Annotated in this window: 24 protein-coding genes and 1 tRNA gene; 15 read left to right on the forward strand and 10 right to left on the reverse strand. The window is 63.7% G+C overall.

All coding sequences use genetic code 11. The features are described 5' to 3' along the window. The first annotated feature begins 6 nt into the window (after window positions 1-6). The 6 genes from ACMGG8_RS02030 (at window position 7) to ACMGG8_RS02055 (ending at window position 7,338) form a co-directional block, all read left to right on the forward strand. Window positions 7-843: an ABC transporter permease gene (locus tag ACMGG8_RS02030; protein WP_060842203.1), complete on the forward strand. Its 837-nt coding sequence runs from the start codon at window positions 7-9 to the stop codon at window positions 841-843. A 7-nt stretch (window positions 844-850) separates the two neighbouring features. After that, the gene (locus ACMGG8_RS02035; RefSeq protein ID WP_414159076.1) at window positions 851-1,666 is read left to right on the forward strand and encodes an ABC transporter permease; all 816 of its coding nucleotides are present in this window, start codon (window positions 851-853) and stop codon (window positions 1,664-1,666) included. 524 nt (window positions 1,667-2,190) lie between these two features. Continuing rightward, entirely contained in the window at window positions 2,191-2,667 is a 477-nt protein-coding gene (locus ACMGG8_RS02040) for a formate dehydrogenase subunit gamma (protein WP_108545862.1), read from the forward strand. Beyond that, complete coding sequence (locus ACMGG8_RS02045) at window positions 2,667-4,226, forward strand: formate dehydrogenase beta subunit (protein WP_414159077.1); 1,560 nt, start codon at window positions 2,667-2,669, stop codon at window positions 4,224-4,226. The genes ACMGG8_RS02040 and ACMGG8_RS02045 overlap by 1 nt, the downstream gene beginning before the upstream one ends. Continuing rightward, a complete protein-coding gene (gene fdhF / locus ACMGG8_RS02050) occupies window positions 4,223-7,120 on the forward strand; it encodes a formate dehydrogenase subunit alpha (RefSeq protein WP_414159078.1) in 2,898 nt (965 codons plus the stop codon). The genes ACMGG8_RS02045 and fdhF overlap by 4 nt, the downstream gene beginning before the upstream one ends. After that, a complete protein-coding gene (locus tag ACMGG8_RS02055; protein ID WP_060837073.1) occupies window positions 7,117-7,338 on the forward strand; it encodes a formate dehydrogenase subunit delta in 222 nt (73 codons plus the stop codon). The genes fdhF and ACMGG8_RS02055 overlap by 4 nt, the downstream gene beginning before the upstream one ends. A 49-nt stretch (window positions 7,339-7,387) precedes the next feature. Here the strand turns inward: ACMGG8_RS02055 and ACMGG8_RS02060 are convergent, their stop codons facing one another. Continuing rightward, window positions 7,388-8,032: an amidase gene (locus ACMGG8_RS02060; RefSeq protein ID WP_414159079.1), complete on the reverse strand. Its 645-nt coding sequence runs from the start codon at window positions 8,030-8,032 to the stop codon at window positions 7,388-7,390. Between the two features lie 232 nt (window positions 8,033-8,264). Between ACMGG8_RS02060 and ACMGG8_RS02065 the strand changes: the two genes are divergently transcribed. The 3 genes from ACMGG8_RS02065 (at window position 8,265) to ACMGG8_RS02075 (ending at window position 10,025) form a co-directional block, all read left to right on the forward strand. Next, a tRNA-Thr gene (locus ACMGG8_RS02065) sits at window positions 8,265-8,340 on the forward strand. Between the two features lie 136 nt (window positions 8,341-8,476). Then, window positions 8,477-8,863 carry a c-type cytochrome gene (locus tag ACMGG8_RS02070; RefSeq protein ID WP_414159080.1) on the forward strand — a complete coding sequence of 129 codons (387 nt, stop codon included), beginning with the start codon at window positions 8,477-8,479 and terminating at the stop codon, window positions 8,861-8,863. Between the two features lie 31 nt (window positions 8,864-8,894). Continuing rightward, on the forward strand, window positions 8,895-10,025 hold the full coding sequence (locus ACMGG8_RS02075; RefSeq protein ID WP_414159081.1) for a lysozyme inhibitor LprI family protein: 1,131 nt from the start codon (window positions 8,895-8,897) through the stop codon (window positions 10,023-10,025). 70 nt (window positions 10,026-10,095) lie between these two features. Here ACMGG8_RS02075 and ACMGG8_RS02080 read toward each other — a convergent pair whose 3' ends face one another. Together ACMGG8_RS02080 and ACMGG8_RS02085 are read right to left on the reverse strand one after the other, a co-directional pair. Beyond that, window positions 10,096-10,791, reverse strand: a complete 696-nt coding sequence (locus tag ACMGG8_RS02080) for a tetratricopeptide repeat protein (protein WP_108545858.1) — start codon at window positions 10,789-10,791, stop codon at window positions 10,096-10,098. Window positions 10,792-10,796: 5 nt separating this feature from the next. Next, the gene (locus ACMGG8_RS02085) at window positions 10,797-11,462 is read right to left on the reverse strand and encodes a hypothetical protein (RefSeq protein ID WP_235759225.1); all 666 of its coding nucleotides are present in this window, start codon (window positions 11,460-11,462) and stop codon (window positions 10,797-10,799) included. 136 nt (window positions 11,463-11,598) lie between these two features. On the opposite strand from ACMGG8_RS02085, the gene ACMGG8_RS02090 reads away from it, so the two are divergent. Then, entirely contained in the window at window positions 11,599-12,447 is an 849-nt protein-coding gene (locus ACMGG8_RS02090) for a hypothetical protein (protein ID WP_146189223.1), read from the forward strand. Between the two features lie 80 nt (window positions 12,448-12,527). On the opposite strand, the gene ACMGG8_RS02095 is transcribed toward ACMGG8_RS02090, so the two are convergent. From ACMGG8_RS02095 to ACMGG8_RS02105, 3 genes are all read right to left on the reverse strand, one after another. Beyond that, entirely contained in the window at window positions 12,528-13,811 is a 1,284-nt protein-coding gene (locus tag ACMGG8_RS02095; protein WP_108545855.1) for an OprD family porin, read from the reverse strand. Between the two features lie 239 nt (window positions 13,812-14,050). Beyond that, window positions 14,051-14,440, reverse strand: coding sequence for a nuclear transport factor 2 family protein (locus ACMGG8_RS02100; RefSeq protein WP_060842195.1), 390 nt, complete (start codon window positions 14,438-14,440; stop codon window positions 14,051-14,053). Window positions 14,441-14,467: 27 nt separating this feature from the next. After that, on the reverse strand, window positions 14,468-15,163 hold the full coding sequence (locus ACMGG8_RS02105; protein ID WP_060837067.1) for a DsbA family protein: 696 nt from the start codon (window positions 15,161-15,163) through the stop codon (window positions 14,468-14,470). A gap of 263 nt (window positions 15,164-15,426) precedes the next feature. Here ACMGG8_RS02105 and ACMGG8_RS02110 point away from each other — a divergent pair, with 263 nt between their 5' ends. Continuing rightward, window positions 15,427-17,526 carry a TonB-dependent receptor gene (locus tag ACMGG8_RS02110; RefSeq protein WP_414159082.1) on the forward strand — a complete coding sequence of 700 codons (2,100 nt, stop codon included), beginning with the start codon at window positions 15,427-15,429 and terminating at the stop codon, window positions 17,524-17,526. A gap of 60 nt (window positions 17,527-17,586) precedes the next feature. On the opposite strand, the gene ACMGG8_RS02115 is transcribed toward ACMGG8_RS02110, so the two are convergent. The 4 genes from ACMGG8_RS02115 to ACMGG8_RS02130 all read right to left on the reverse strand — a co-directional run bounded on the left by ACMGG8_RS02115 (window position 17,587) and on the right by ACMGG8_RS02130 (window position 23,204). Continuing rightward, a complete protein-coding gene (locus tag ACMGG8_RS02115) occupies window positions 17,587-17,787 on the reverse strand; it encodes a hypothetical protein (protein WP_016963613.1) in 201 nt (66 codons plus the stop codon). A gap of 238 nt (window positions 17,788-18,025) precedes the next feature. Further along, a complete protein-coding gene (gene aguA / locus ACMGG8_RS02120; protein ID WP_060837065.1) occupies window positions 18,026-19,132 on the reverse strand; it encodes an agmatine deiminase in 1,107 nt (368 codons plus the stop codon). A 5-nt stretch (window positions 19,133-19,137) separates the two neighbouring features. Next, window positions 19,138-20,016 carry an N-carbamoylputrescine amidase gene (gene aguB, locus ACMGG8_RS02125; RefSeq protein ID WP_016963615.1) on the reverse strand — a complete coding sequence of 293 codons (879 nt, stop codon included), beginning with the start codon at window positions 20,014-20,016 and terminating at the stop codon, window positions 19,138-19,140. Window positions 20,017-20,285: 269 nt separating this feature from the next. Beyond that, a complete protein-coding gene (locus ACMGG8_RS02130) occupies window positions 20,286-23,204 on the reverse strand; it encodes an aminotransferase (protein ID WP_414159083.1) in 2,919 nt (972 codons plus the stop codon). Between the two features lie 240 nt (window positions 23,205-23,444). Here ACMGG8_RS02130 and rfbB point away from each other — a divergent pair, with 240 nt between their 5' ends. The 4 genes from rfbB to rfbD are packed head-to-tail and all read left to right on the forward strand — an operon-like array spanning window position 23,445 to window position 26,819. After that, on the forward strand, window positions 23,445-24,527 hold the full coding sequence (gene rfbB / locus ACMGG8_RS02135; RefSeq protein WP_414159084.1) for a dTDP-glucose 4,6-dehydratase: 1,083 nt from the start codon (window positions 23,445-23,447) through the stop codon (window positions 24,525-24,527). Further along, complete coding sequence (rfbA, locus tag ACMGG8_RS02140; protein ID WP_414159085.1) at window positions 24,524-25,399, forward strand: glucose-1-phosphate thymidylyltransferase RfbA; 876 nt, start codon at window positions 24,524-24,526, stop codon at window positions 25,397-25,399. The genes rfbB and rfbA overlap by 4 nt, the downstream gene beginning before the upstream one ends. After that, a complete protein-coding gene (rfbC, locus tag ACMGG8_RS02145; protein ID WP_129406258.1) occupies window positions 25,396-25,941 on the forward strand; it encodes a dTDP-4-dehydrorhamnose 3,5-epimerase in 546 nt (181 codons plus the stop codon). The genes rfbA and rfbC overlap by 4 nt, the downstream gene beginning before the upstream one ends. Continuing rightward, the gene (gene rfbD / locus ACMGG8_RS02150; protein ID WP_060837060.1) at window positions 25,938-26,819 is read left to right on the forward strand and encodes a dTDP-4-dehydrorhamnose reductase; all 882 of its coding nucleotides are present in this window, start codon (window positions 25,938-25,940) and stop codon (window positions 26,817-26,819) included. Before rfbC ends, rfbD begins: the two co-directional genes overlap by 4 nt. The last annotated feature ends 21 nt before the right edge of the window (window positions 26,820-26,840 follow it).

The raw sequence follows: 26,840 nt of genomic DNA on the forward strand, positions 1-26,840 counted from the left end.
TCGACCATGAGTGCAACCCGAACCGCGCGCCTGGAACGCAGCCTGCTGCTGTTTCCCCTGCCGTTGCTGCTGGTGGTGTTCTACCTGTTGCCGTTCTTCGGCGTGGTGAGCTGGAGCTTTACCCTGCCCGAGCCCGGGATCGAGCAGTACCAGCGCATCGCCACGGACCCGGCGATCCACGACATGCTCCTGCGCACCCTGCGCCTGTGCCTGACCGTGAGCCTCCTGGCCCTGGTGATCGGCTACCTGCTGGCCTACTGCTGGGTGTTCAGCCCGCCGTTCTGGCAGCGCATGGTGGAGATCTGCGTGTTCATCCCGTTCTGGATCTCGGTGCTGGTGCGGGCCTTCGGTTGGCTGATCGCCCTGCGCAGCAACGGCGTGGTCAATGACAGCCTGCTGTCCCTGGGCTGGATCGACCACCCGTTGCAGCTGACCCGCAACGAGCTGGGGGTGGTGATCGGCATGCTGCACTTCATGATTCCGTATGCGCTGTTCCCGCTGCTGTCGAGCATGCGCCAGCTGGATCAACGGGTGCTGCTGGCCTCCCGCGGCCTGGGCGCCGGCGCGCTGCGGACCTTCTGGCAAGTGCTGCTGCCCCAGACCCTGCCGGGGCTCTTGGGGGCCTTCATCATGGTCTTCGTGTTCTGCCTGGGCTTTTTCATCACCCCGGTGCTGCTGGGCGGCGGGCAGACGGTGATGATCGCCGAGTACGTGTTCCTGCAGATGTTCCAGACCAGCAACTGGGGCCTGGGCGCGGCCCTGAGCCTGGTGCTGCTGACCCTGGTCAGCGCGCTGATCTGGCTGCTGCTGCGCGTCACCCGTGTCAATCGACTGGTGGGTTGAGGTCACTATGAATACACATCGCACTGCATTGAGTACCCGACTGGTCGCCGTGGTCGCCATGGCCTTCATGCTGTTCCCGCTGCTGACGGTGATCCCGGTGTCGTTCACCGCCAAGCGCTACCTGTCGATGCCGGACGGCAACTGGTCGCTGCGCCACTACGAGGCGCTGCTGAGCAACCCCGACTGGCTGTCGAGCATCGGCCAGAGCCTGGCGATTGCCAGCGCCACCAGCCTGATCGCCACCTTGCTGGCGGTGAGCTTCAGCCTCGGCATCTGGTACCTGCGCTCGCGCCTGGCGACCTTGCTGATCGGCCTGGTGCTGCTGCCCATGGCCATTCCGCCGGTGATCTCGGCGCTGGTGCTGTACTTCATGGAAACCAACCTGGGGCGCATCGCCCCGGGCTGGGGCTACGACACCCTGCCCGGGGTGGTGATCGCCCACGTGGTGATGGTGGTGCCCTACGGCGTGGTGACCATGCTGGTGGCCCTGAGCCAGGTGGACCGGCGCATCGAGCTGGCCTCGCGCAACCTCGGGGCAAGCCTGATGCAGACCACCTTCCTGGTGATGCTGCCGAACCTCAAGCTGGGGATCTTCTCCACCGCGCTGCTGAGCTTTGCCCTGTCCTGGGAGGAGGTGGCGGTGACCCTGTTCATCACCAGCGTCGACGTCAACACCTTGCCCCGGCGGATCTGGAGCGGCCTGCGGGACAACGTCGACCCCAGCGTGGCGGCGATCTCGGTGCTGCTGATCGGCCTGACCCTGCTGGTGCTCATGGGCCGCCTGGCCTTGCAGTACGCCGCCCAGCGCCGCGCCCGCCCCTAGCCACCGCTGTGTGGCGAGGGAGCTTGCTCCCGCTGGCTGGCGAAGCCAGCCCAATGCCTGAGTCCCGGCTCCCATCGACGAGTCGCAGGCACAGGCTTTACGGCCGCTGCGCGCCCGAGCGGGAGCAAGCTCCCTCGCCAGGGTGCCCACCCTCCTCCTGCCAACCTCCCCGGCTATTGGCGTTCAAGCTGACCGATGTCATGCCCCGGCCCCGCGTTTTATCCGATAGTGCGCAGCTCGCTCCATCCGCTTGCCCGGGCTCTTCTAGACTCAAGGGGTGGTCGCATTCGGAACCGGACACGTCGCTTTCGTGCGGTTCAATCAGAGGCAGCGTGTCAAGCTGCCCTTTATGCCCTGAACAGGTGCGGCAACGACCGCACCGGGTCCAACAAGATGCCCATTCAGGGTGCATGGCCAACGGCCTGAAACGCCGCGCTACCGTGACGTGGCAAGCAGTGCCGCAGCCGACACTTTCGGACAGCCGACAACCATCAGGTGTGTCCGTGACCGTGAGGAATTGCTGTATGCCTGATGAAACGCTGCATCTGCCGTTGATCCACACCCTGCTGGAGCGCCACAAAGGCGTCCCGGGTGCGCTGTTGCCCCTTCTCCACCAGATCCAGGAAGAGCTCGGCTACATCCCCGATCTGGCCATCCCCGAGATCGCCCACGCGCTCAATCAAAGCCAGGCGGAAGTGCGCGGGGTGATCAGCTTCTACCATGATTTTCGTACCGCGCCGCCGGCGCGGCACATCCTGCGCCTGTGCCGTGCCGAGTCCTGCCAGAGCCGTGGCTCCGAGCAGCTGGCGGCGCAATTGCGCGAGCGTCTGCACCTGGATGACCACGGCAGCAGCGCCGACGGTTCCATCAGCCTGCGACCGGTGTATTGCCTGGGGGCCTGCGCCTGTTCGCCGGCCCTGGAGCTGGACGGGCAACTGCACGCCCGGGTCAGCGCCGAACGCCTGGACGCGCTGCTGGACAGCTGTCGGGAGGACGCGTAATGCCGAGCCTCTATCTGCCCTGTGATTCCCTGGCCCGGGCCGTGGGCGCCGACGCGGTGGCCGAGGCCATCGCCGCCCAGGCCGAGCAGCGCCACCTGCCGTTGCAACTGCAACGCACCAGCTCCCGTGGCCTGTACTGGCTGGAGCCGCTTTTGGAAGTCGACACCCCGGACGGACGCCTGGGCTTTGGTCCGCTGAGCGTCGCCGACGTGCCTTCGTTGCTCGATGCCCTGCAAGGCGATCCCGCCAGCCATCCCCTGGCCCTGGGCCGGGTGGAAGACCTGCCCTATCTGAAAAGTCAGCAACGCCTGCTGTTCGCCCGCGCCGGCATAACCCGGCCGCTGTCCCTGGCGGACTATCGGGCCCATGGCGGCTTCGAGGGCCTAGGCCGCGCCATCGCCCTGGGCGGTGAGCAGACCGTGGCCGCGGTGCTCGATTCCGGCCTGCGTGGCCGTGGCGGCGCGGCGTTCCCCGCCGGGATCAAATGGCGCACCGTGCGCGACACACCGCCGCAGCAGAAGTACGTGGTGTGCAACGCCGACGAAGGCGACTCCGGCACCTTCGCCGACCGCATGCTGATGGAAGGAGACCCCTTCCTGCTGATCGAAGGCATGGCCATTGCCGGCCTCGCGGTCGGCGCCAGCTACGGCTACATCTACGTGCGCTCGGAATACCCCCAGGCGGTGGCGACCCTGCGCGAGGCCCTGGACATCGCCCGGGACGCCGGTTACCTCGGGGCCAATCTCGGTGGCAGCGGCCTGGCCTTCGACCTGGAGGTACGGGTCGGCGCCGGGGCCTATATCTGCGGCGAGGAAACCGCCCTGCTGGACTCCCTGGAAGGCAAGCGCGGCATCGTCCGCGCCAAGCCGCCGATCCCGGCGCTGCAAGGCCTGTTCGGCCAGCCGACCCTGGTGCACAACGTGCTGACCCTGGCCTCGGTGCCGCTGATCCTGGAAAAGGGCGCAGCCTTCTATCGCGACTACGGCATGGGCCGCTCCCTGGGCACCATGCCCTTCCAGCTGGCGGGCAACGTGCGTCACGGTGGCCTGGTGGAACGGGCCTTCGGCCTGACCCTGCGCGAGCTGGTGGAAGGCTACGGCGGCGGCACCGCCAGCGGCCGGCCGCTGAAGGCCGCGCAAGTGGGCGGCCCGCTGGGCGCCTGGGTGCCGCCGGCGCAGTTCGATACGCCGCTGGATTACGAAGCCTTCGCCGCCATGGGCGCGATGCTCGGCCACGGTGGCGTGGTGGTGGCCGATGACAGCCTGGACATGGCCCACATGGCGCGCTTCGCCCTGCAATTCTGCGCCGAGGAATCCTGCGGCAAATGCACCCCGTGCCGCATCGGTTCGACCCGCGGCGTGGAGGTCATCGACCGTCTGCTGGCGGCCCCCGATCAAGGCCGCCGCGACGAGCAGGCGCTGATCCTCAAAGACCTGTGCGACACCCTGCAATACGGCTCGCTGTGCGCCCTGGGCGGGATGACGTCCTACCCGGTGGCCAGCGCCCTGAAGCACTTCCCCGCCGACTTCGGTCTGGCGCCCTCGGAGGCCGAGCAATGATCAGTATTTTCGACCCAGCCACAGACATCGACCTCAATGCCGTGGACTTCGGCACCCCGGCCCGCGACAGCCAGGTGCAGGTCAGCCTGAACATCGACGGGCGCAGCATCAGCGTGCCCCAGGGCACTTCGGTGATGCGCGCCGCGGCCCTGCTGGGCACCACCATCCCCAAGCTCTGCGCCACCGACAGCCTGGAAGCCTTCGGCTCGTGCCGCATGTGCCTGGTGGAGATCGACGGCATGCGCGGCTACCCGGCCTCCTGCACCACCCCGGTCAGCGAAGGCATGGTGGTGCATACGCAAACGCCGAAGCTGGCGACCCTGCGGCGCAACGTGATGGAGCTGTACATCTCCGACCACCCGCTGGACTGCCTGACCTGCTCGGCCAACGGCAACTGCGAACTGCAGACCGTGGCCGGCCAGGTGGGCCTGCGGGAAGTGCGCTACGGCTATGACGGTGCCAACCACCTGGACGATCAGAAAGACACCTCCAACCCCTACTTCGACTACGACCCGAGCAAGTGCATCGTCTGCAACCGCTGCGTGCGCGCCTGCGAGGAAACCCAGGGCACCTTCGCCCTGACCATCAGCGGCCGCGGCTTCGAATCCCGGGTCGCGGCGGCCGGTGGCGACAACTTCCTGGATTCCGAATGCGTATCCTGCGGCGCCTGCGTGCAGGCCTGCCCCACCGCGACCCTGATGGAAAAAAGCGTGGTGGAAATGGGCCAGCCGGAACGGGCGGTGATCACCACCTGCGCCTACTGCGGGGTCGGCTGCTCGTTCCGCGCCGAGATGAAGGGCGACCAGCTGGTGCGCATGGTTCCGGACAAGAACGGCCAGGCCAACCACGGCCATTCCTGCGTCAAGGGCCGCTTCGCCTGGGGCTACGCCACCCACCCGGACCGCATCACCAAGCCGATGATCCGCAAGCACATCAGCGATCCGTGGCAGGAAGTCAGCTGGGACGAGGCAGTGACCTACGCCGCCAGCGAGCTGCGGCGCATCCAGCTCAAGTACGGCCGCGACTCCATCGGCGGCATCACCTCCAGTCGCTGCACCAACGAAGAAACCTACCTGGTGCAGAAACTGGTGCGGGCGGCCTTCGGCAACAACAACGTCGACACCTGCGCCCGGGTCTGCCACTCGCCCACCGGCTACGGCCTCAAGCAGACCCTGGGGGAATCCGCCGGCACCCAGAGCTTCGACTCGGTGATGCAGGCCGACGTGATCCTGGTGATGGGCGCCAACCCCAGCGACGCGCACCCGGTGTTCGGTTCCCAGCTCAAGCGGCGCCTGCGTGAAGGGGCCAAGCTGATCGTCATCGACCCACGGCGCATCGATCTGGTGGACTCGGTGCACGCCCGCGCCGAACTGCACCTGGCCCTGCGCCCGGGCACCAACGTGGCCATGCTCAATGCCCTGGCCCATGTGATCGTTACCGAGGGCCTGGTCAACCAGGCATTCGTCGAGGCCCGGTGCGAGCCGGAAGCCTTCGCCCAGTGGAGCGCCTTCGTCAGCCGCGCCGACAACTCGCCGGAAGTGCTCGGCGCCATCTGCGGCGTGCCCGCTGCCGACATCCGCGCCGCTGCGCGCCTGTACGCCACCGGCGGCAACGCGGCGATCTACTACGGCCTGGGCGTCACCGAACACAGCCAGGGCAGCACCTCGGTGATGGGCATCGCCAACCTGGCCATGGCCACCGGCAACATCGGTCGCGAAGGGGTGGGGGTGAACCCGCTGCGGGGGCAGAACAACGTCCAGGGTTCCTGCGACATGGGCTCCTTCCCCCACGAGCTGCCGGGCTACCGGCACATCTCCAACCAGGCGGTGCGCCAGGAGTTCGAGCAGGCCTGGAACGTCACCCTGCAAGCCGACCCCGGCCTGCGCATTCCCAACATGTTCGAAGCCGCCCTGGGCGGCAGCTTCAGGGGCCTGTACTGCCAGGGCGAAGACATCGCCCAGAGCGACCCCAACACCCAGCACGTGACCGCGGCCCTGTCGGCCATGGAGTGCGTGGTGGTGCAGGACATCTTCCTCAACGAAACCGCCAAGTTCGCCCACGTGTTCCTGCCGGGCAGCTCGTTCCTGGAAAAGGACGGCACCTTCACCAACGCCGAACGGCGCATCTCGCGGGTGCGCAAGGTCATGGAGCCGCTGGGCGGCAAGGCCGACTGGGAAGGCACCCTGGCCCTGGCGGCGGCCCTGGGCTACCCGATGCACTACAACCATCCCTCGGAAATCATGGATGAAATCGCCCGCCTGACCCCGACCTTCACCGGCGTCAGCTACGCCAGCCTGGATCGCCACGGCAGCCTGCAATGGCCGTGCAACGACGCCGCGCCGGACGGCACGCCGACCATGCACATCGACGAGTTCGTGCGCGGCAAGGGGCGCTTCATGCTCACCGGCTACGTGCCCACCGACGAGAAGGTCAACGGCCGCTACCCGCTGCTGCTGACCACCGGCCGGATCCTCAGCCAGTACAACGTCGGCGCCCAGACCCGACGCACCGACAACGTTGCCTGGCACGCCGAGGACCGCCTGGAAATCCACCCCACCGACGCCGAGAGCCGGGGCATCAACGAAGGCGACTGGGTGGGCATCGGCAGCCGCGCCGGGCAGACCGTGCTGCGCGCCCGGGTCACCGAGCGGGTGGCGCCGGGGGTGGTCTACACCACCTTCCACTTCCCCGAATCGGGGGCCAACGTGATCACCACCGACAACTCCGACTGGGCCACCAACTGTCCGGAGTACAAGGTCACGGCGGTGGAAGTCAGCCGCGTCTACCACCCTTCCGAATGGCAGAAGCGCTACCAGGCATTCAGCGACGAACAGCATCGCCTGCTGGATGAACGCCGGCGCTCCCGGGGCGGCAAGGCGGAGGTGCGCCGATGAGCACCGCCAACCTGATCAAGATGGCCAACCAGATCGCCGCGTACTTTGCCAACGAGCCGGATCAGGCACAGGCGGTGCTGAGCGTGCGCAACCACATGCAGATGTTCTGGACCCCGGCCATGCGCAAGGACCTGCTGGCCTGGCAGACCGAGCAGCAAGGTGCCGAACTACACCCACTGGTGCAGCAAGCGCTGCGCGACACCGGCTGGGAGGCCTGACCCCGTACGCCCCGGCCTGTAGCAGCAGGCCGGGGAACCCTGCAGCGACTCAGTTACCCGGGCACCGTCTGTCCACCGGTGGCTTGGTCTGGAGCGCCAGCGGCATCACCGCCCCCGGCTTGCCCAGAGGCAACAGCTGGTACACCGCAAAGACACACATCGCAGCAGTTTCGCCACTGGCCTGGGGGATGTAGTTCAGGCCGACGTAGGCTTCGTAACTCTTGCCCGGCTCGAACATCACCACCTTCTTCACCTCGGGACAGGTGCGATAGCTGCTGCCGGATCCAGCGGCCGACACCCCGCCCCCTTCCAGCAGGAAAGGCCGACCCGCCGGCACCCGATACTCGGTGACAATCTCGTGGTACGCGCCCTCGCCCATGCGGATCGAGCCGACGTAGGCCGGCAGCTTCGGCGCGAAGCGCGGCAGCATATCGATCTGCCGCGGCTGCAACGGAAACTGCGGGTAATTGATATTGGCTTGCTGATTGCTGCCAAAACGCCCGGCCTTGGCCAGGCGCTTGCTGTCCCCCAGGCAACCGGCATAAGCCTCCCCACGCACTTCACCGTTGGTGATCACCCGCAACTGCGCGGTCGGCACGCTCAGGGGCGGTTCCGAATAGGGCAACACCGGTTTGACGCTACAGGCACCAAGTAACGACAACAGCGCCAGCGAAGCGATATTTCTGAGTTGCATGACTGATCTTTCCTTTGTTTGCAGCGGCATGAGCGGCTGAGCAGGCTATCGGCCGCGTGCCGGCAGTCTGCACTGGACCTTCCGCGATCCGCCACTGGCTCACCGCCTCATCGCGCCTGAGCCCCGAGTGCCGGGAAGCCCTACGACAGAGCTGGCGCAGGCCCACGCAAAAATAGTCAGATTTCAGGGGTTTACAGAACCCCGCCAATCGCTATAATCGTCGCCCTAACACGCCGGTATAGCTCAGTTGGTAGAGCAACTGACTTGTAATCAGTAGGTCCCGGGTTCGACTCCTGGTGCCGGCACCATACAAAACGAAGCCCCTGCAGCAATGCAGGGGCTTTGTTGTTTCTGGCACTTGCACCACAGCAAACTGCCATAACTCCCCAGCACTCGCACTTCATGCTCCAATACCCGCCGTCTCCCGCAGCACACAGGCATTCCATGAAGCGCACGGCCCTCTCGCTCCTGACCTTGCTGGTCAGTTCAACACTGTTCAGCACTCCGACCCTGGCCGGCGATGCCGAAGCCGGCGCCAAGCTGTTCAAGCGCTTGTGCAGCGGCTGCCACAATATCGGTCCTTCGGTGCGCAGTTCGTTCGGGCCGCAGCTCAACGGCATCATCGATCGCCCGGCCGGCAGTGCCGCGGACTATCAATATTCAACCGCCATGAAGTCGTCGGGCATTGTCTGGACCCGGGACAAGCTCATCCAGTACCTGGAAGATCCAAAAGCCGTGGTGCCTGGCACCCGGATGATTTTCTGGGGGCTGAGCGATGAGGAAAAAATCGATAATCTGCTGGCCTATCTGCAGACCTTCCCTACCCCCTGATCTGCGCTCGCTTGCCTACAAGGATGTTTTGATGAAATTTGCTCTGCCGTCGCTCGTCGTCACGGGCCTGGCCCTGGCTGCGTGCATGTCCCAGGTGCAGGCCGCCGGTTTTGACTGCGCCAAAGCCTCGACCCTGGTGGAAAAAACCGTCTGCGCCACGCCGACCCTGTCCGCCAAGGACGATGAGTTGAACCGCCGCTACCAGGCCCTCAAGCACCTGCAGGTGTTTCGCCTGTTGCAAACCCAGTGGCTGCGGGAAGTGCGCGACACCTGCATCGACAGCGACTGCTTGGAGTCCGCCTACCGGGCCCAGGTGAAGATGCTCGGGCTGTTGCCGATCCCTCCGGCGCCCGGCAAGGACGAGCTGCTGCCCATGGATCCCACCCGTCAGTACCGCCTGCAGGACCCTGATGACTGGCAGCGCTTCACCCTGGCCAGGTTCACCGCCGCCCCGCCCCAGGGCGATCAGCAGATCGTCGACGCCCAGGTGCTGGAGGGCGTGCTGCATGTGGTGCTGTTCGTCGGTCAGTACCAGAAGGGGCAGGAAGGCTATGTCGGCACCCTCTACGAATACGCCGACGACCAGCCCGGCCTGCACCCCATCGCTCGGGATATCGGTTTTGTCGGCTGGGCCCTGCCGGGGGGCAACGATCAGGGCCAGCGCTTCGCCGGCATCGTTGACGGGGTGTTTTACTACCGCCAGCGCAGCGGCGGCGAGCTGCAGCAGGGCATGCGCTATCGCCTGGGCTCACGCAGTGCTCCCGAGGCCAGCCAGCAGGTGTTCCAGTCGCTCTCCAACACCCTGCACCATGCCCGAGCGCGGGTCGGCCAGGATCTGAATCAGGAGAACTACAGCCTGTCCCTGGACTACGACCGGCAGAGCAACAACACCTACTCCGAGAACGTCACCGAACACAACGAAGTCGAGTCCGGCTGGAGCATCGTCAATCCCACCTGGAGCGAAACCCGCCCGGTGATGTATTTCGATAACGAAGGGCCGCGGGCCTGTATCTGGCGGGTCGACGTGCAGCACAAGGTGCTGTCCAAGATCGTCCCGGAGCATGAAGCGATCTCCGCCCGTCCTGTGGATATCCATGGCCGTGAGGCGGTGGTGTACCTGGAAGGCGATCAGCTGAAGTTCGCGATCAATCCGGATGACTGATGGGCAAGGTTGCTGAACAAAAAGGCTCACCATACGGCGAGCCTTTTTTATTGCGTCGGCAAGGCTCTGCTCAGGGCAGGCTGATCTGGTATTCGGCCAGTTTGGCCTGGTGCTGCGGTTCGACGTACTTCTGGTCCACCCGCTTGGCGAACTGGGTAAAGTCGGCGCGAGCATCGTCGGTCAGGCCCAGTTTTTCGTAGGCCAAACCACGATGGTAGAAGGCCCAGGCATAGTCCGGCTGCTTTTGCAGACCGGCGCTATAGGCTTCAGCCGCCTCACGGTATCGCCCCAGGTCGTAGAGGGCCTGGCCCAGGTGGTAGTAGGTCGGCATGTTGAACCCGCTGCCCTTGCCCGCCTCGCCCAGGTTGGCGTCGAGGTTGGACTGCACCAGTTGCAGGGCCTTTTGCGGGTTGCCCGATTCACGATAAAGACGGCTCAGGTCCAGCACCGCACGGGCATCGGGTTTGGGCCCCAGTTCGATGGATTTTTCCTTGGCGCTGATGGCTTCCGGGTAACGCTTGAAGCTGGCGTAGGCGTCGGACTTCAGCCAGTACACCAGGCTCTGCATCGGCTTGGACAGTTGGTTTTTCGACAGGCACAGGTCGGCCTCTTGCAGCACCACATCGAACTTCTCGGCCTTGGAGGCCTGGCCCACCAGGCGGCAATGGGCGTAGTTGATCTGGTCCTGGCTCTGCAGGCTGGCACAGCCAGTGACGGCAAGGGCACACACAAGCAGGATCGACCCGCGTACAGACAATGAAGGCATGTTGTTCAATCCAGCAGGTGAGCGTTGAGGTCAGGGCGATAGACCTGCAGCAGTGGCGCGGTAACCGTGCCCTGCAGGCTGCAGAAGATCGTGGTGCGACCTGAGATCGGCGCGCTGGCGATGCCTTTGTCGATGCTCAATACCCGCTCGACGAAACCGAACGGCGTGGCCACGCCGCCGCCGACCAGACCTTCGGTGCGCCAGCTGTCGATAGGGTCGCCCACCCGGCGGATCTCCACCCGGACCATGGCGCTGCGGTCTGCCTTCAGGCGGTGGTTGTCCACCAGTAGAGGTTTGAGCGCTGCGGCCACTTCACGGGGCTCACCCTCGGCAATAAACCCCCAGAACAGCAGGTTACCCACCGACTTCAGCGACTGGGCTTCGTTGTAGTAGCCCAGCAAGCGCACGCCGTTGACCAGCAGCGGCTGTTCGAACGCCTGGTAGCGGCCGCCTTCCTGCAAGGGGTTCAGGATCTTGGGCGCACTCACCGCACCGTACTTGGCCACGGTCAAGGTCGCGGCCGGCAGTTGGGCGGTGTTCAGGCTCTGGAAAAACTGCGCATCGCAGCGTGAGAACTGGCTGAGCAACTGCTCGGATGCAGTCGCTGGCTGGCCGTGGGCGATGCTGGCGACGCCCAGCAGGCACAGGCCGGATAACAGGGTACGGAACATCGAAATCATCCGTGACAGGAAGGAGCCGCGGACTGTAGCAAGATTGATATCGACCAACCACTCGCCGAAAATCCCGGTGCCCCGTGACCAGGCCATTCATGGCCAGACCTGCCTGCCCCCCAAGGACCACCCGCAGATGGAACTGTCAGAAAGACTACTGAAAATCCTCAAGAACAACCCCAGCTGGATCGGGCGGGTGTATGAGTCATTCATCATTTCGGCGATCAAGGACTTCGAGCGCAACAATCCGCCGGTCCATAGCCCTGACTTTAAGCCAGAGACCAACCGTAGGCCTTACGGTTACCTGCACAACAAGCTGTTCGACCCGGTCAGCGAAGACAATGGCGAAAGCGATGTGGCGGATATTTACTTTGGCTATCCGCAACCGCTCCTGGATTCGTGCAAGGTCACCACTGACCGCCTGAACGAAGACACAGACTGGTTCTGCCGAACCACCTGGAACGGCTGGGCGGTGGAGGTCAAAACCAAGCTCGTCGACAAGACAGAGCGACCTCTTCGTCACCTGGCCCATGCCAACGAACTGAAAACTGCGCTACCGGTGTCTCCCAAGGCAGCCTGGATGCAGACCCGCAATGGCAAGGAATTAACCAGTAATCAGCTCAAACGACGCTGGGCAGACCTCTACGTTTATATCCTCTACCAACTCGACGACGGTATTCCGGACTTCACGGGCGCTACCGGCACCTACATCATGGTGATCCCGACCTTCATCTTGAATGAAGCATTGAAAGACACTGACGAAAACGCGGAGACCATACAGCTCAACAAGCTCATGAAGGTTCTGGCCCCTCACCACCTGCGCTACTTCACCTACCTGACGGAACACATTCCAGGGAAAATGCTTCATCTCGCCAGCGAACATTGGCAAGAAATGTTTGCCTACAAGCGCGAAGGCGACGCCTTGAAAAGACAGTGGTACGAAAACATCCACCTGCCCTCTCTGGCAAAACCCCGCAAGCGATAACCGAACATGAAAAAGCCCCGAACCAGTCGGGGCTTTTTTGCACGACAACCACCCAGAGTCAGGTGGTGATCAAGCGCTCATCAGAACACGTTGATCGGGTAGTCGACGAACACGCGCAGTTCGTTGCCACCTTTGTTGTACTCATACGACTTCTGCGACACACGCAGAACCGAGCTGCGCACTTTGACGCTCAGGTCCTTGGCCGGGCCGCTCTGCACCACGTACTTGAGCTGGTTGAAGATTTCTCGCTCGCTGCCACCCGTGCTGTTGACGGTGGTGATGTTGTCGCCACGCACGTAGGCCACGTTGTAGGTCAGGCCCGGTACGCCGAAGGCGCCGAAGTCCAGACCGTAGCCCAGTTGCCAGCTGCGTTCGTCTTCCGCGTTGAAGTCGGACCAGTAGGAGTTGGCCAGGTAGATGGTGTTGCCGCCATCACCCACATAGCCGGACTTCTGATAACCGCCATAGGCGTAGCCCAGGTGGCTGTCGCCGGTGCTGCGCTGATGGGCGACGGTGAACGAGTGCGGGCCAGTGGCGAAGGTCGCCGCCAGGCTCCAGATCTTGTTGTCCTGGCCGCCGGCGTTGAGGCCCTTGGCGAAGGATTTGTCCAGCTTGGTGCGGTAACCGTTGAAGTCCAGGGTCAGGGACTGGTCGGTGGCCAGTGGGAACACGTAGTTGAGGTTCACGTATTGTTTCTTCAGCACGTCTTCGACGTCGGAAGCGTACAGCGCGCCCTTGAACTGTTCGGTGAACTGGTAGCTACCGCCCAATACGTTGATCGACTTCAGACCGCCGCTGTCACGGCCTTCGGCGCTCTTGCGCGATTCGGCGGTGAAGTGACCGGCGTTCAGCTCCAGGCCCTTGATCTCCTTGGAGGTGATCAGGGTGCCGGTGTAGCTTTCCGGCAGCAGACGCGAGCTGTCGTAGTTGAGTACCGGCAGGGCCGGCATCTGGTCACCGTAGGTCAGCACAGTGTTGGACAGGCGGAACTTGACCGCCGCACCGAACTTGCTCAGGTCATCGGCGGCGTTGCCGCTGTCGCCTTGCTTGAAGAAGTCGATACCGCCAGCGCCGCTGCGGCCCTTGCCGCCGTCCAGGCGCAGTGCGTACAGGCCGAAGGCATCAACGCCCACGCCCACGGTGCCTTGGGTGAAACCGGAAGAAAAGGTGCCGATGGCAGCCTGGCCCCACTCGGCCTTGTCCTTGTTACGGTCTTTGTAGTCACGGTTGATGTAGGCGTTGCGCAGCAGCACTTTCAGGCTGCTGTCTTCGACAAAACCCTTGGCATCGGCCTGGCCGTCGGCCATGGCTTGTGTAGCGCTCAAAATCCCCAGTGCAATCAAGCAAATCCGCTGTTTCAACATTTTATTTTCCTTATTACGGTTAGAGACGCGCTGTGAGCACTCACGGCTATGGCGTTTAAACGCTCTTCTACCGACGAAACAAAAAGACCCGCCCGCGAAGGATCGCGGCGGGCCTTTTATTATTCTTAAATATGGCTCTTGGCCACAGGCGTTGGGGGCGAATCCTATCTGCGCCCTGAACAACGTGTCAATTTCGTGAATCGTCTTTGAATAGCTGAAAATATTCTAAGAACTGCGGGCTAGAGCATTGCCAGCTGCACGCTATGGCTGTCGACGAATTGTTCGAAGTGGGTGACTTTGCCGTTTTTGAGGGTCCACAAATGGGCCACTCGCACATCGATCGGCTTGCCCGAGGCCTTGTAGATGCCTTGGTAGTTGCCATAGGCGAACACCTTGTCGCCCTGGGCCACGTAGTTTTCCACCTTGAAGGTGAAGTCCTGCCATTCCGAGCCCAGGCGCTTGAAGACATGCTCCAGCACCGCCTCGAAACCGACGTAGGTGCCGGCATAGGGAAAGCCCGCCGCTTCGGTCCAACGTGCGTCGGGGGCCAGGGCCGCGGCGGTGTTGCGCGCATTTTCCTGGGAGTTGGCACCTTCGTAGGTGCTCTTGATCAACGCGAGGTTATCCATGGGTGACTCCATGCAGGTCAGGTGGGATCAGAGCGCACAACCGTCCAGGCCACAGGCCTGGAACGCGCCGTCTTGCGGGCCGGAACCGGCGCCCAGTGAGGTTTTCAGCCAGTGGGCGAAAGCCTCGGGTTTGCCCAGCCAGGGGCTGATATCGAGCAACTGATAGCGGCCATCCCGCTCCAGCACCAGGGTCGGGAAACCCTGACCGCCGACTTTGGCCAGCAGCGCGCGGCTGGTCTTTATGTGTTCATCCAGCTCAGTGGCGGTAACCCGATCCAGCGCCGCGGCGAATGCCTCGACAGCCAAGCCCAGGTCCTGCGCCAGTTCCAGCAGGACTTCGCGATCGGCAATCCGCCGGCCTTCCAGGTAATGGGCGGTCTGCAGGCGTCCCAGCAATTGCAGTCCGCGTCCATCCAGGGCCTCGGCCGCCAGTACCGCGGCAATCGGCGGCGCCGAATCGAACACCGCCGAATGGTCGCGCAGCAAGCCTTCGAAATAGGCCTGGCCGAAAGGCTGCCCGGTGTACTCGGCGATACGCCGGTCATGGGGCATGACGTAATCGCGCAGCTGTGGCGACACCGGCTGGCGGTTGCGGCCGGTCATCATGCCGCCCCCATGGGCCTGCACCGGCAACACGGCCAGGGCCGCCTGCACCAGCGGCTTGGCGCCGTAGCACCAGCCGCACAACGGGTCATAGATGTAGTGAAGGGTGGCCGAGGACATGGGGGGACTCCAACAGGGTCTTGAGTATTCGATGGCACGCAGACTATGCCCCGGGCGCCAGGGGAAAAACCTCGAAATGGTTTTTAGTCTGTTGCGCGAACCGGACGAATCCCTCTGTTTAGTCCGTGTATGTGGGCAGATACGGCAGCGACACAATTAGAAACAATAGAGCCGGGGAACTATTAGATAATAATTAACGTTAGTAAATAGCACGCATTACCATTTGCATCCTTCGACTCACCTTGCTTTCGGATGCGCTCCAGATGCCTGCCCATTTCCGCCTTACGCCCCTGTCCCTGGGACTCTGCACCCTGCTGACCGCCGGTTTTGCCTGCGCCGCCAGCACCGCCCTGCCAACCACCTCCATCAGCGCCGAAGCCGAGGCCGATCCCGACGATCCCCGAGTCAAGGAAGTCAGTACCGCCACCCGCACCGCCACCGCCGCGCGCTACGTGCCCCAGGCGATCAACACGCTCAAGACCGCCAACGTGCTGGACTACAGCGTCAATGACCTGGGCCGCGCCCTGAGCGGCATACCCAACGTCAGCAGCGGCTCGGACACGCGCTTCGACAGCCTGCGGATCCGCGGCTTCGACGCCAGCAACGACTTCTATCTGGATGGCATCCGCGACGACAGCCAGTACGTGCGCGACCTGCACAACATCGAGCGCATCGAAGTGCTCAAGGGCCCGGCGGCGGTGCTCTATGGCCGTGGCAGCCAGGGCGGTATCGTCAATCGGGTGAGCAAGCTGCCGGAGTTCGGCCGCCGTTCCAGCGTCGAAGTCCAGGGCGGTAGCCAGGACCTGCGCAGCCTGTACGCCGACCTCAGTGCCGATCCGACAGAGAACCTCAGCCTGCGCCTGAACCTGGGCAACCAGGACCAGAACAGTTTCCGCGACGGCGTCAGTGGCAATCGCCAGCTGTTCGCACCGTCCATGAGCTGGCAACTCACCCCGGAGCTGAACTGGCTGGTGCAATACGAGTACAGCCGCTACAACCGCACCCCGGACCGCGGCATCACCAGCCTCAACGGGCGCCCGGCGGACGTCGGCCGCGACACCACCTACGGCGACCACCGCGACTACATCGATGACAAGTCCCAGTCCCTGCGCTCCAAACTGAGCTACGAACTGAGCGACAGCTGGCAGCTGCGCCACACCTTGGGGGTGTTCAAGCTCGACAGCGATTTCGACAACACCTACCAGTTCGACTACGACGCTGCTACCGGTAAGGTAAAGCGTCAGCGCTGGCAGCAGGATCTGAAGACCCGCAACGTCTACAACAACAGCGAGCTGGAGGGTCGTTTCGACACCTTCGGACTGGAGCACCGCCTGCTCACCGGCCTGGAATTCGGCAGCCAGCGCCGCGACCCGATCCTCTACAACGCCGCCACCTCGGGGCCCGGCAGTCAGGCAGTGCCCGCCGTGGACCTGTACAACCCCAATCCGTACCAGAGCCATACCGGGCGCATGCAGGTCTGGAGCAACAACCACACCGAGGTGCAAAGCCGGGCGCTCTATGTGCAGGACCAACTGCGCCTGAACGATCAGTGGCAACTGCTGGCCGGCCTGCGTTACGACTACTTCGAAGTGCAGACCACCAATCGCAAGAACGGCATCTCCGACAGTCGCGATAGCCACAGCGTCAGCCCGCGCCTGGGGGTGGTCTGGACGCCGCTGGAGCACCACTCGTTCTATGCCTCCTGGAGCAAGTCGTTCGCGCCGGTGGGTGGCGGCCTGATCGGCATCACCCCGAACGCCGCCGGCAACGGCAACGACCTGAGCCCGGAGCTGACCCGGCAGAAGGAAGTCGGGGTCAAGAGCGACTGGCTGGACGAGCGCCTGAGTACCACCCTCGCGGTGTACGAACTGGAGCTCTACAACCGTCGTACCCCTGACCCGCAGGACCGCAGCATCACCTTGCTCACCGGCCTGCAACGCTCCCGGGGTGTCGAGCTGACCGCCAGCGGCAAGCTCGTCGGCAACTGGTACCTGCGTGGCGGCATCGGCCTGCAGGACGCGGTAGTGGTCAAGGACAACAACGGCTTCGAAGACAAGCGGGTGAACAACGTGGCCAAGCGCAATGGCAGCCTGTTCATCACCTGGAAACCGGAACTGGGCTGGTACGCCGAAACCGGCCTGACCCTGGTGGGCGACCGTTACGCCGACAGCAGCAACACCGTGGTGCTGCCGGGCTACGGCCGCTGGGACGCCCTGGCCGGCTACCGGCACAAGGACTGGGACGTGCGCGCGGCGCTGAACAACATCGCCGACCGCGAGTACTACAGCTCGGCCACCAGCGCCTATCAGATCCAGCCGGGAGATCCGCGCAGCCTGGTGGTCACTGGCAACTACCGCTTCTAAAACGCCCAGCCAAAAAAAAGCGCTGCCATCCCGGCAGCGCTTTTTACAATCCGTCGTTTTCTATCCTTTGACCACATCCCACAGTGCCTGCAGTTCCGCCTCGCTGAGCAATCCAGCGGGGTAACGCTCAACGATGATCCGGCGCGGATCAGGTTCCCTGATCTGACGCGTTCCATTGGACTTCAACCATTGCGCCAGAGCCTGCAGCGACTCGTTACTCATTGCCAAGGGATGGGACGTCCGCTCGCTGACCATGTTCATTCCAGCGCTCTCTCCTGGTATCTGAGCGGCCTAACTTATCCAAGGTTTATGACAGAACAACAAATGTTCCACATGTCTCAGAATCACCACAAAGCAGATACAAGAGCTATGCCAATGTGTCGGATGGGCCGATATACGGCCATGAAAAAGCCCGCAACCCATCTGGGCTGCGGGCTCGCTGAAATGCCTCAGGAGCGATGCAACGAACGGCCTTGCACAGTCACTGTTACAACGGCACTCAAATTCGCTGTGGCGCAGGCTGTTGTTGGGTAAGGCAATGGATATTGCCGCCCCCCAGTAACAGTTCGCGCCCCGGCACCATCACCACTTCATGCTCGGGGAACAGCGCCTGGAGGATGGACTTGGCCTGAGCATCCATCGGGTCGTCAAAACTCGGCGCAATGATCCCGCCATTGACGATCAGGAAGTTCACATAGGAACCGGCCAGGCGCACGGAGGGATTGCGCTCCTGACTGCCCTGCACCGCATCGACACCGGCGCATTCCTCTTCGGTGGCATACAAGGGGCCGGGAATCGGCATCTTGTGCACCTTGAAGGTGCGGCCCTTGGCGTCGAGGGTGTTTTCCAGCACCTGCATGGCCGCCCGGCAACGTGGATAGTTGGGGTCCTGGGGGTCATCGGTCCAGGCCAGCAACACTTCACCAGGACGCACGTAGCAGCAGAAGTTATCCACATGACCGTCGGTTTCGTCGTTGTACAGGCCGTCCGGCAGCCAGACAATGCGCTCCACTGACAGATGCTCGCGCAGCACCGCCTCGATCTGCTCGCGGGACAGGTGCGGGTTGCGGTTGTGGTTGAGCAGGCATTCCTCGGTGGTGATCAGGGTGCCTTCGCCGTCGACGTGAATCGAGCCGCCCTCAAGCACGAAGCCCTCGGTGCGGTACTCCTGGCAACGCTCGATTTCCAGCACCTTGCTGGCCACCTGTTCGTCACGGTTCCAAGGCGAATACAAGCCGCCCTCGAAACCGCCCCAGGCATTGAAGCCCCAGTGCACACCGCGCACTTCGCCGCTGTGATTGATGACGAAAGTCGGACCGGTGTCGCGAACCCAGGCATCGTCACTGGACATTTCCACGACGCGGATATTGGGCACATCCAGGCGCGCCCGGGCGTTTTCATACTGGGCCGCGGACACCGCCACGGTCACCGGTTCAAAGCGTGCAATGGCCTTGGCCACCGCGGCGTGGGCGGCCTGGGCCGGCTTGCCGCCCAGGCGCCAGTTGTCCGGACGCTCGGGCCAAATCATCCAGGTCTGGGTCTGGGTCGCCCATTCGGCCGGCATGTAGAAACCGTCGGCGCGCGGCGTGCTGTGCAAAGTGCTCATAGTGTTCAGGACTCCAGGGAACCGTCGAGGGTTTTCAGCGCGCCATAGAGGTTCGGACGACGGTCACGGAAACTGCCCCAGGCGCTGCGGATGTGTTCGAGCTCGTCGAGGTCGAAGCGGTGCACAAGGATACCTTCTTCAGTTTGGTTGAGCTCCTGAACCTTCTCGCCGAACTGATTGGCGATGAAGGACGAACCGTAGAAGGTGATGTCGTAGCCGTCCTGCTCTTCGTTGCCGATGCGGTTGCTGGCAATCAGCGGCATCAGGTTGGCCCCGGCATGGCCCTGCTGCACACGCTGCCAGTGATCGCGGGAGGAAATGCTGCTGTCGTGGGGCTCGCTGCCGATGGCGGTGGGATAGAACAGCAGCTCCGCGCCTTGCAGGGCCATGCTGCGGGCGCACTCGGGGAACCACTGGTCCCAGCAGATGCCCACGCCGATTTTCGCGTAGCGGGTGTTCCACACCTTGAAGCCGGTATCGCCCGGGTTGAAGTAGTACTTCTCGTGGTAGCCGGGGCCGTCCGGGATATGGCTTTTCCGATAAATCCCCAGGTTGCTGCCGTCGGCATCGATGATCGCGATGCTGTTGAAGCGCGCCCGCCCGGCCAGCTCGTAGAAGCTGATGGGCAGCACCACTTGCAGCTCCCGGGCGACCTTCTGGAAGTGCGCGATGGCGACGTTGCTGTCCACCGTGGTGGCCAGTTGCAGATAGTCCGGGTTGGGCTTCTGGCAGAAGTACGGGGCCTCGAACAGCTCCTGGATGAGGATGATCTGCGCGCCCTTGGCGGCGGCTTCGCGGACCAGTTTTTCGGCGGTTTCGAGGTTGGCCTCAAGGTCCCAGGAACAGGCCATCTGGGTAGCGGCGACGGTAACGATACGGCTCATGGAACAACTCCAGGGCAATGGACGCGGTCGATGACAACGGATAGGAAAAGGACGGGGCACGACAAGGTCGCGCCTGACGACGGTCACTTTATATCCGATAAATATCGACTTAAAAAGCCATATAAATCTTTTCCGTGAAAAATATCCGACAAAATACCGATAACAATCGAGTAACCATAGACACATTCACCGGCAAGCCGGCTCCTACTGAGGCGTGTAGGAGCCTGCTTGCCGGCGAATGGAGATCAACGCAAGCGAACGACGAGCCCCTACAGATCCTCGCCCAGCACCTTGTCCAGCATGTCGACGAAGAAATCCACGCTCTGGCGCGTGGTGACCATCGGCGGCTTGATCTTGAGGATGTTCAAGTGATCGCCGGTGGGTTGCATGAAGATCCCCAGTTCCCGCAGGCGATCGCACAGCAGGGTGGTTTCCTCGGTGGCCGGCTCCAGGGTCTGGTGATTGCGGATCAGCTCCAGCCCCAGGTAGAAACCGGAACCGTGCACCGCCCCCACCAGCGGATGCCGCTCCTTGAGCGCTTCCAGGCGTTGCTTGAAGTGTTCACCCACCACCCGGGCGTTCTCCCAGAGCCCCTCCTCCTGCATCACATCCAGCACCGCGAGGCCGATGCGGCAACTGACCGGGCTGCCGCCGGATGAGGAAAAGAAATAGCCTTCGGCCTCCAGCGCCTCGGCGATCTCGCGCCGGGTGATCACTGCGCCCAGAGGCTGGCCGTTGCCCATGCCCTTGGCCATGGTGATGATGTCCGGCACCACGCCCTGCTCTTCAAAGCCCCAGAAGAACTGGCCCATGCGCCCGTAACCCACCTGGACCTCATCGGCGATGCACACCCCGCCCCGGGCCCGGACCCGTTCGTAGACGGCCTGCAGATAGCCCGGCGGCAGGGAGATGCCCCCCGCGTTGCCATACACCGGTTCGCAGATGAAGCCAGCCAACTGGCGATCCTGCTGCTCCAGCTTGTGCAACTGCTGGTCGACGCTGCGCAGGTACTGCGGTGTGCTGTCCGCGCCGCGGAACTCGCCACGATAGGTATTGGGCGCCGTCACCGGGTGCACCCAGTCCGGGCGACTGGTGAGGGCCTGGGGGTTGTCGGCGATGGAAGTGGACACCGCATCGGCCGCCACTGACCAGCCGTGATAGGCCTCCAGCACGCTGAGCATGTCGCGCCCGCCGCTGTAGGCCCAGGCCAGGCGGATCGCCAGGTCATTGGCCTCGGTGCCGCTGTTGACCAGGAACACCCGGTCCATGGAGTCCGGCGCCAGGGCCAGCAGGCGCTCGGAGAATTCGGCGATCGCCGCATAGTGAAAACGCGAGTTGGTATTGAGCAGCGACCATTGACGCGCCGCCACGGCCGCCATGCATGGGTGGCCATGGCCGAGCACCGCGACGTTGTTGAGCATGTCCAGGTAGGAACGCCCCTGCATGTCGATCAGGTGATTGCGCCAGCCGCGTTCGATCCGCGGCGGGTCGACGTAGTAGTGCTTCTGCGAGCGCGCAAAGCTGGCATCGCGACGCTCCAGCAGGGTCTGTGGATCCAGCTCCGGTTCGGCATCGCAGGCCAGCCCCAGCAGCGCCGCCGGCGAGGGGCACAGGGCTTGCCAGGCCGGGGCCCGGGACGGGCTGCAAAACAGTGGCGGGTCCAGTTCGGCCCCCCGGCACAGCTGGACCCTGAGCCGGCCATCGGCCGCCACTGCGCCCAGCACCTGGCCCTTGACCAGGGCCGCGCCCGGGTGCAGGGAGGGCTCGACACCCCACAGATGCACGCTCAAGGTCGGACCATCGAGACGCAACAGGCCCTGCTCGCCACGGTGCAGGACCCCGGCGAACGGCGCTTCCACTGCGGTGCCCGCCGGTACTTGCAGTTGCACGTGCAGGGCGCAGGTGGAGGGCTCCTCGGCACTGTCGGGACGGGTTTGCGACAGGCGGTACTGGCCGTAACGGCTGGCGGCCAGGCCATGGGCGGCGCCGGCTTCGGCCAGCAGCCGATCATCGATCCCCGGTTGCTCCCAGTTGCCCGCTTCGAAGTGCGGACTGAGCACGCCCAGGTCGATCAGGGCAAACTCGCGGCCCACCAGGCTCGGCAACAGCGGGGCAAAACCCTCGCTACCGATCGCAGGCAGCGACTGGCCGACGGCGCTGAGGATGGCCGCTTCCATGAACTCGAAAGACACGGAACTGGCCACCCGGAAAATTTCCCACTCATGGGCCAGGTTCGCGCGGGAATAGTCGTTGCCCGGATCGATGCTGACCTGCTGCTCGCCACTGAGCACCAGCACGGCGGCACGCGCCACGATCAAAGGCCAGAGCGCCAGCAGCTCCGCCCGTTGCAAGGGATTGACCTGGTGATAGGCCTGGATCGCCGCAAGGATGCGCAGCGGATCGCCCTCGGCGTGATGCAGCAGTGCCGCGCAGGTCACCGACAGATCGGTGATGCGCCAGGTGCGGATCAGGTCGCCAAAATCGATCACCCCCTGCAACTGCCAGTGACGCAGGGCATCGCGCTGCCAGACCACGTTGTCATCGGTGATATCCATATGGATCGCCTGCACCGGCAACTGCGCCAGCAAAGGTTGCAGCCGTCGCTCGGCCCGCTGTGCGCTGTCGGCGATCAAGACCCGTTGCTGCGGGTCGCGGATCACCGGCAACAGATGCCCGATCAGCGCCTGGGCATGCCGCGCATCCCACTGCAGGGTGCGCTCCAGGCCCGGGTGCTGGAAGTCCGCCAGGGCCAGGTCCATCTGCCCGCAGAGCCGACCCAGGCCCGCCACCAGCTCCACGCTCAGGTGCGGCAGGTGGGTCAGGGAGCGCCCTTCTATATAGTCCAGCAGACGGACGTGCAGCGCTTGCCCGGCTATCTCCAGGGACAGCAGGTCCGCACCGTTCTTCGCCGGAATCACCCTCGGCACTCGCAGCTCGGGATGTTGCTGCAGATGCTTGAGAGCCGCGTGCTGCGCCTGCAACTCCAGGACCGAATAGTCGCCGCGACAGATCTTCAGGACAAAGCGCCCCTGGGGACAGTCGAGGCGATAGTTGAGGTCCTGCTGGCTGCCCAGGGACTGCAGGGTCCCCTGCAGGCCGTAATGGGTTTCCAGCAGGTCCAGCGCTTGCTGCGCGCTAACCTGGGGACTGGGCAGACTGGCACGGTGGATCAAGGTGGCGAGCAACATACAACGACCCCTGGAATTGTTATCGGCCGCTTATATCGCCATTGCGCAAGGCGTTGTGCAAGCCAAAAAACGGGGAAACAGACAGTAACCGTCCCTGCCCCGAACCTTCACTTCGCAAAGTTTCCGACCGCTTGCGGTGAAATCGGCTGATGGTGCCTATTGCACCTCAGACGCCATGTCGACAAGCTATGCTGCTTTTTTGCAGCAAATGACCGTTTTCAAGGACACAGGCCCTCCAACATGCGCATTCTCGTCACCGGCGGAGCCGGTTTTATCGGCTCGGCTTTGGTCCGCCATCTGATCCAGCACACGGAACACGAAGTGCTGAACCTGGACAAGCTGACCTACGCAGGCAACCTGGAGTCGCTGCAGAGCATCGCCAGTAACAGCCGCTATGAGTTCGTCAAGGCGGACATCGTCGACCAGGCCACCGTCAGCGCCGTGCTGGCACGTTTCCAGCCCCAGGCGATCATGCACCTGGCGGCGGAGTCCCATGTCGACCGCTCCATCGACGGGCCATCGGATTTCATCCAGACCAATATCGTCGGCACGTACAGCCTGCTGGAAGCGACCCGCGCCTACTGGCACGGCCTGCCCGAAGCGCAAAGGCAGGCCTTCCGCTTCCACCATATTTCCACCGACGAGGTCTACGGCGACCTGCATGGCGTCGATGACCTGTTCAGCGAAACCACGCCCTACGCCCCCAGCTCGCCCTACTCCGCCAGCAAGGCCGCGTCCGACCATCTGGTCCGCGCCTGGCAGCGCACCTACGGGCTACCGGTGCTGATCACCAACTGCTCCAACAACTACGGCCCGTTCCACTTCCCCGAGAAGCTGATCCCGCTGGTGATCCTCAACGCCCTGGCCGGCAAGCCCCTGCCGGTGTATGGCAACGGCCTGCAGGTTCGCGACTGGCTGTACGTCGAGGATCACGCCCGGGCCCTGTTCAAGGTGGTGACCGAGGGTGTGGTCGGCGAGACCTACAACATCGGCGGCCATAACGAGCAGAAGAATATCGACGTGGTGCGCGGCATCTGCAGCCTGCTGGAAGAGCTGGCCCCGCAAAAACCCCAGGGCGTCGCGCACTACGCCGACCTGATCACCTTCGTCCAGGATCGTCCTGGCCACGACCTGCGTTACGCCATTGATGCCGGCAAGATCGAGCGGGACCTGGGCTGGGTACCGGAAGAAACCTTCACCAGCGGCCTGCGCAAGACCGTGCAGTGGTACCTGGACAACCTCGAGTGGTGCCGCCGGGTACAGGACGGCAGCTACCAGGGCGAACGCCTGGGTTCCACCGACATCAAGGATCTGATTGCATGATCAAAGGCATTGTTCTGGCGGGCGGCTCCGGCACCCGTCTGCACCCCATCACCCTCGGCGTTTCCAAGCAGCTGCTGCCGATCTACGACAAGCCGATGATCTACTACCCGATCTCGGTGCTGATGCTGGCCGGCATCCGGGACATCCTGATCATCTCCACCCCCCAGGACCTGCCGCAGTATCGCAACCTGCTGGGCGATGGTAGCCAGTTCGGGGTGCGCTTCAGCTACGCCGAGCAGCCTTCGCCGGATGGCCTGGCCCAGGCGTTCCTGATCGGCGAGGCGTTCATCGGCAATGACCCGGTGTGCCTGATCCTCGGTGACAACATTTTCCACGGCCAATACTTCGGCGAACAACTGCGCGATGCCGCCAAGCGCAACTCCGGGGCCACGGTGTTCGGCTACTGGGTCAAGGACCCGGAGCGTTTCGGTGTCATCGATTTCGACAGCGAAGGCCGCGCCCTGTCCATCGAAGAAAAACCCAAGAAGCCAAAATCCAGCTACGCCGTCACCGGCCTGTATTTCTACGACAACGACGTGGTGCAGATCGCCAAAGAGGTCAAGCCTTCGCCCCGCGGCGAACTGGAGATCACCGACGTCAACAACGCCTACCTCAAGCGTGGCGACTTGCATGTGGAGCGCTTCGGTCGAGGCTTCGCCTGGCTCGATACCGGCACCCACGACAGCTTGCTGGAAGCCTCGCAGTACGTGCAGACCATCGAGCACCGCCAGGGCCTGAAAGTCGCCTGCCTGGAAGAAATCGCCTACGAGAACCACTGGATCAGCCGTGAGCACCTGCTGGAGCGCGCCGCCTATTTCGGCAAGACCGGCTATGGGCAGTACCTGTTCACTCTGGCAGGGGAGTCGCAATGAAGGTGATCCCCACCGACCTGCCCGGCGTGCTGATCATCGAGCCCAAGGTCTTTGGCGACGAGCGCGGTTTCTTCTACGAAAGTTTCAATGCCAAGGCCTTTGAAGAGGCTACCGGTTTGAAAAAGAGCTTCGTGCAGGACAATCACTCACGATCGGTCAAGAACGTCCTGCGCGGCTTGCACTACCAGCTCGAACACCCCCAGGGGAAACTCGTCCGGGTGATTGCTGGCGAGGTACTGGACGTCGCCGTCGATATCCGCCGCAGCTCCCCGAACTTTGGCCGCTGGGCAAGCGTGCGCCTGTCTGCGCAGAACAATCGTCAATTGTGGATTCCCGAAGGGTTCGCCCATGGTTTCGTGGTGCTCAGCGACTTCGCCGAGTTTCTCTACAAGACGACCGATTACTACACCCCCTCGGCTGAGCGTTGCATTCGCTGGGACGATCCGACTCTGGCGATCGATTGGCAACTGCAGGAACCACCGACCCTCTCAGCCAAGGACCAGAATGGCAAAAGTCTGAAGGAAGCCGACCTGTTCCCATGACCACCCCCTTGAAAATCCTCATCAGCGGCCGGCACGGCCAGGTCTCCCGGGAGCTGCAGCAGCGACTCGGCGACCTGGGCGAGCTGGTGGTACTGGGCCGCGAGCAGCTGGACCTGAGCCACCCGGAACAGATCCGCCAGCAAGTCCGAGCCGTGCGGCCGGACCTGATCATCAACGCGGCCGCCCACACCGCTGTCGATCAGGCCGAAAGCGAGCCGGAGCTGGCCTTTGCAATCAACGCCAGGGCCCCGGGGATCTTCGCCGAGGAGGCCAAGGCTCTGGGCGTGCCGCTGATCCACTACTCCACCGACTACGTGTTCGACGGGCGCAAGGACACGCCTTATGTGGAAGACGACGAGCCCAATCCACTGGGGGTCTACGGCCAGAGCAAACTGGCCGGCGAGCGGGCGATTCTTCAGGTTCAGGGGCAGCACCTGATCCTGCGCACCAGCTGGGTCTATGCCAGCCATGGCAAGAACTTCCTGCTGACCATGCAGCGCCTGTTGCAGGAGCGCCCCGAGCTGCGGGTGGTGGCCGACCAGATCGGCGCGCCGACCTGGGCCGGGAGCATCGCCAACAGCACTCGGGCCCTGATCGAACGCTGGCTGGCCGGCAGGCCGGGCGCCTGGGGCACCTACCATCTGACTGCCCAGGGCGAGACTTCCTGGTTCGGTTTCGCCCAGGCCATCGGCGAGCAATTGCTGGCCAACGGCAAGCCCTGCGCCGTGTTGCAAGCCATCCCCGCCAGCGCCTACCCGACGCCGGCCCCGCGGCCGTCGAACTCGCGCCTGGACTGCAGCCGCCTGGCGCGGGAATGGGGCGTGACCCAGCCTGACTGGCACAGCGCACTGCGCGAGTGTCTTGCCGAGCAGGGCTAGGCATAATGCGCCTGTATCCAC

This window comes from Pseudomonas sp. BNK-45, assembly GCF_047456255.1.
GTDB lineage: Bacteria > Pseudomonadota > Gammaproteobacteria > Pseudomonadales > Pseudomonadaceae > Aquipseudomonas.

Bases quoted from the DNA above. Each gene is read 5' to 3' on its own strand.
- ACMGG8_RS02045 (WP_414159077.1), top strand. From the start codon at position 2,667: ATGCCGAGCCTCTATCTGCCCTGTGATTCCCTGGCCCGGGCCGTGGGC.
- ACMGG8_RS02115 (WP_016963613.1), bottom strand. From the start codon at position 17,787: ATGAACATGGTCAGCGAGCGGACGTCCCATCCCTTGGCAATGAGTAAC.
- ACMGG8_RS02060 (WP_414159079.1), bottom strand. From the start codon at position 8,032: ATGCAACTCAGAAATATCGCTTCGCTGGCGCTGTTGTCGTTACTTGGT.
- rfbC (WP_129406258.1), top strand. From the start codon at position 25,396: ATGAAGGTGATCCCCACCGACCTGCCCGGCGTGCTGATCATCGAGCCC.
- fdhF (WP_414159078.1), top strand. From the start codon at position 4,223: ATGATCAGTATTTTCGACCCAGCCACAGACATCGACCTCAATGCCGTG.
- ACMGG8_RS02085 (WP_235759225.1), bottom strand. From the start codon at position 11,462: ATGTTCCGTACCCTGTTATCCGGCCTGTGCCTGCTGGGCGTCGCCAGC.
- aguA (WP_060837065.1), bottom strand. From the start codon at position 19,132: ATGAGCACTTTGCACAGCACGCCGCGCGCCGACGGTTTCTACATGCCG.
- ACMGG8_RS02035 (WP_414159076.1), top strand. From the start codon at position 851: ATGAATACACATCGCACTGCATTGAGTACCCGACTGGTCGCCGTGGTC.
- ACMGG8_RS02100 (WP_060842195.1), bottom strand. From the start codon at position 14,440: ATGGATAACCTCGCGTTGATCAAGAGCACCTACGAAGGTGCCAACTCC.
- rfbA (WP_414159085.1), top strand. From the start codon at position 24,524: ATGATCAAAGGCATTGTTCTGGCGGGCGGCTCCGGCACCCGTCTGCAC.
- rfbB (WP_414159084.1), top strand. From the start codon at position 23,445: ATGCGCATTCTCGTCACCGGCGGAGCCGGTTTTATCGGCTCGGCTTTG.
- ACMGG8_RS02055 (WP_060837073.1), top strand. From the start codon at position 7,117: ATGAGCACCGCCAACCTGATCAAGATGGCCAACCAGATCGCCGCGTAC.
- ACMGG8_RS02070 (WP_414159080.1), top strand. From the start codon at position 8,477: ATGAAGCGCACGGCCCTCTCGCTCCTGACCTTGCTGGTCAGTTCAACA.
- ACMGG8_RS02090 (WP_146189223.1), top strand. From the start codon at position 11,599: ATGGAACTGTCAGAAAGACTACTGAAAATCCTCAAGAACAACCCCAGC.
- ACMGG8_RS02030 (WP_060842203.1), top strand. From the start codon at position 7: ATGAGTGCAACCCGAACCGCGCGCCTGGAACGCAGCCTGCTGCTGTTT.
- ACMGG8_RS02040 (WP_108545862.1), top strand. From the start codon at position 2,191: ATGCCTGATGAAACGCTGCATCTGCCGTTGATCCACACCCTGCTGGAG.
- ACMGG8_RS02080 (WP_108545858.1), bottom strand. From the start codon at position 10,791: ATGCCTTCATTGTCTGTACGCGGGTCGATCCTGCTTGTGTGTGCCCTT.
- ACMGG8_RS02095 (WP_108545855.1), bottom strand. From the start codon at position 13,811: ATGTTGAAACAGCGGATTTGCTTGATTGCACTGGGGATTTTGAGCGCT.
- ACMGG8_RS02110 (WP_414159082.1), top strand. From the start codon at position 15,427: ATGCCTGCCCATTTCCGCCTTACGCCCCTGTCCCTGGGACTCTGCACC.
- aguB (WP_016963615.1), bottom strand. From the start codon at position 20,016: ATGAGCCGTATCGTTACCGTCGCCGCTACCCAGATGGCCTGTTCCTGG.
- rfbD (WP_060837060.1), top strand. From the start codon at position 25,938: ATGACCACCCCCTTGAAAATCCTCATCAGCGGCCGGCACGGCCAGGTC.
- ACMGG8_RS02105 (WP_060837067.1), bottom strand. From the start codon at position 15,163: ATGTCCTCGGCCACCCTTCACTACATCTATGACCCGTTGTGCGGCTGG.
- ACMGG8_RS02075 (WP_414159081.1), top strand. From the start codon at position 8,895: ATGAAATTTGCTCTGCCGTCGCTCGTCGTCACGGGCCTGGCCCTGGCT.
- ACMGG8_RS02130 (WP_414159083.1), bottom strand. From the start codon at position 23,204: ATGTTGCTCGCCACCTTGATCCACCGTGCCAGTCTGCCCAGTCCCCAG.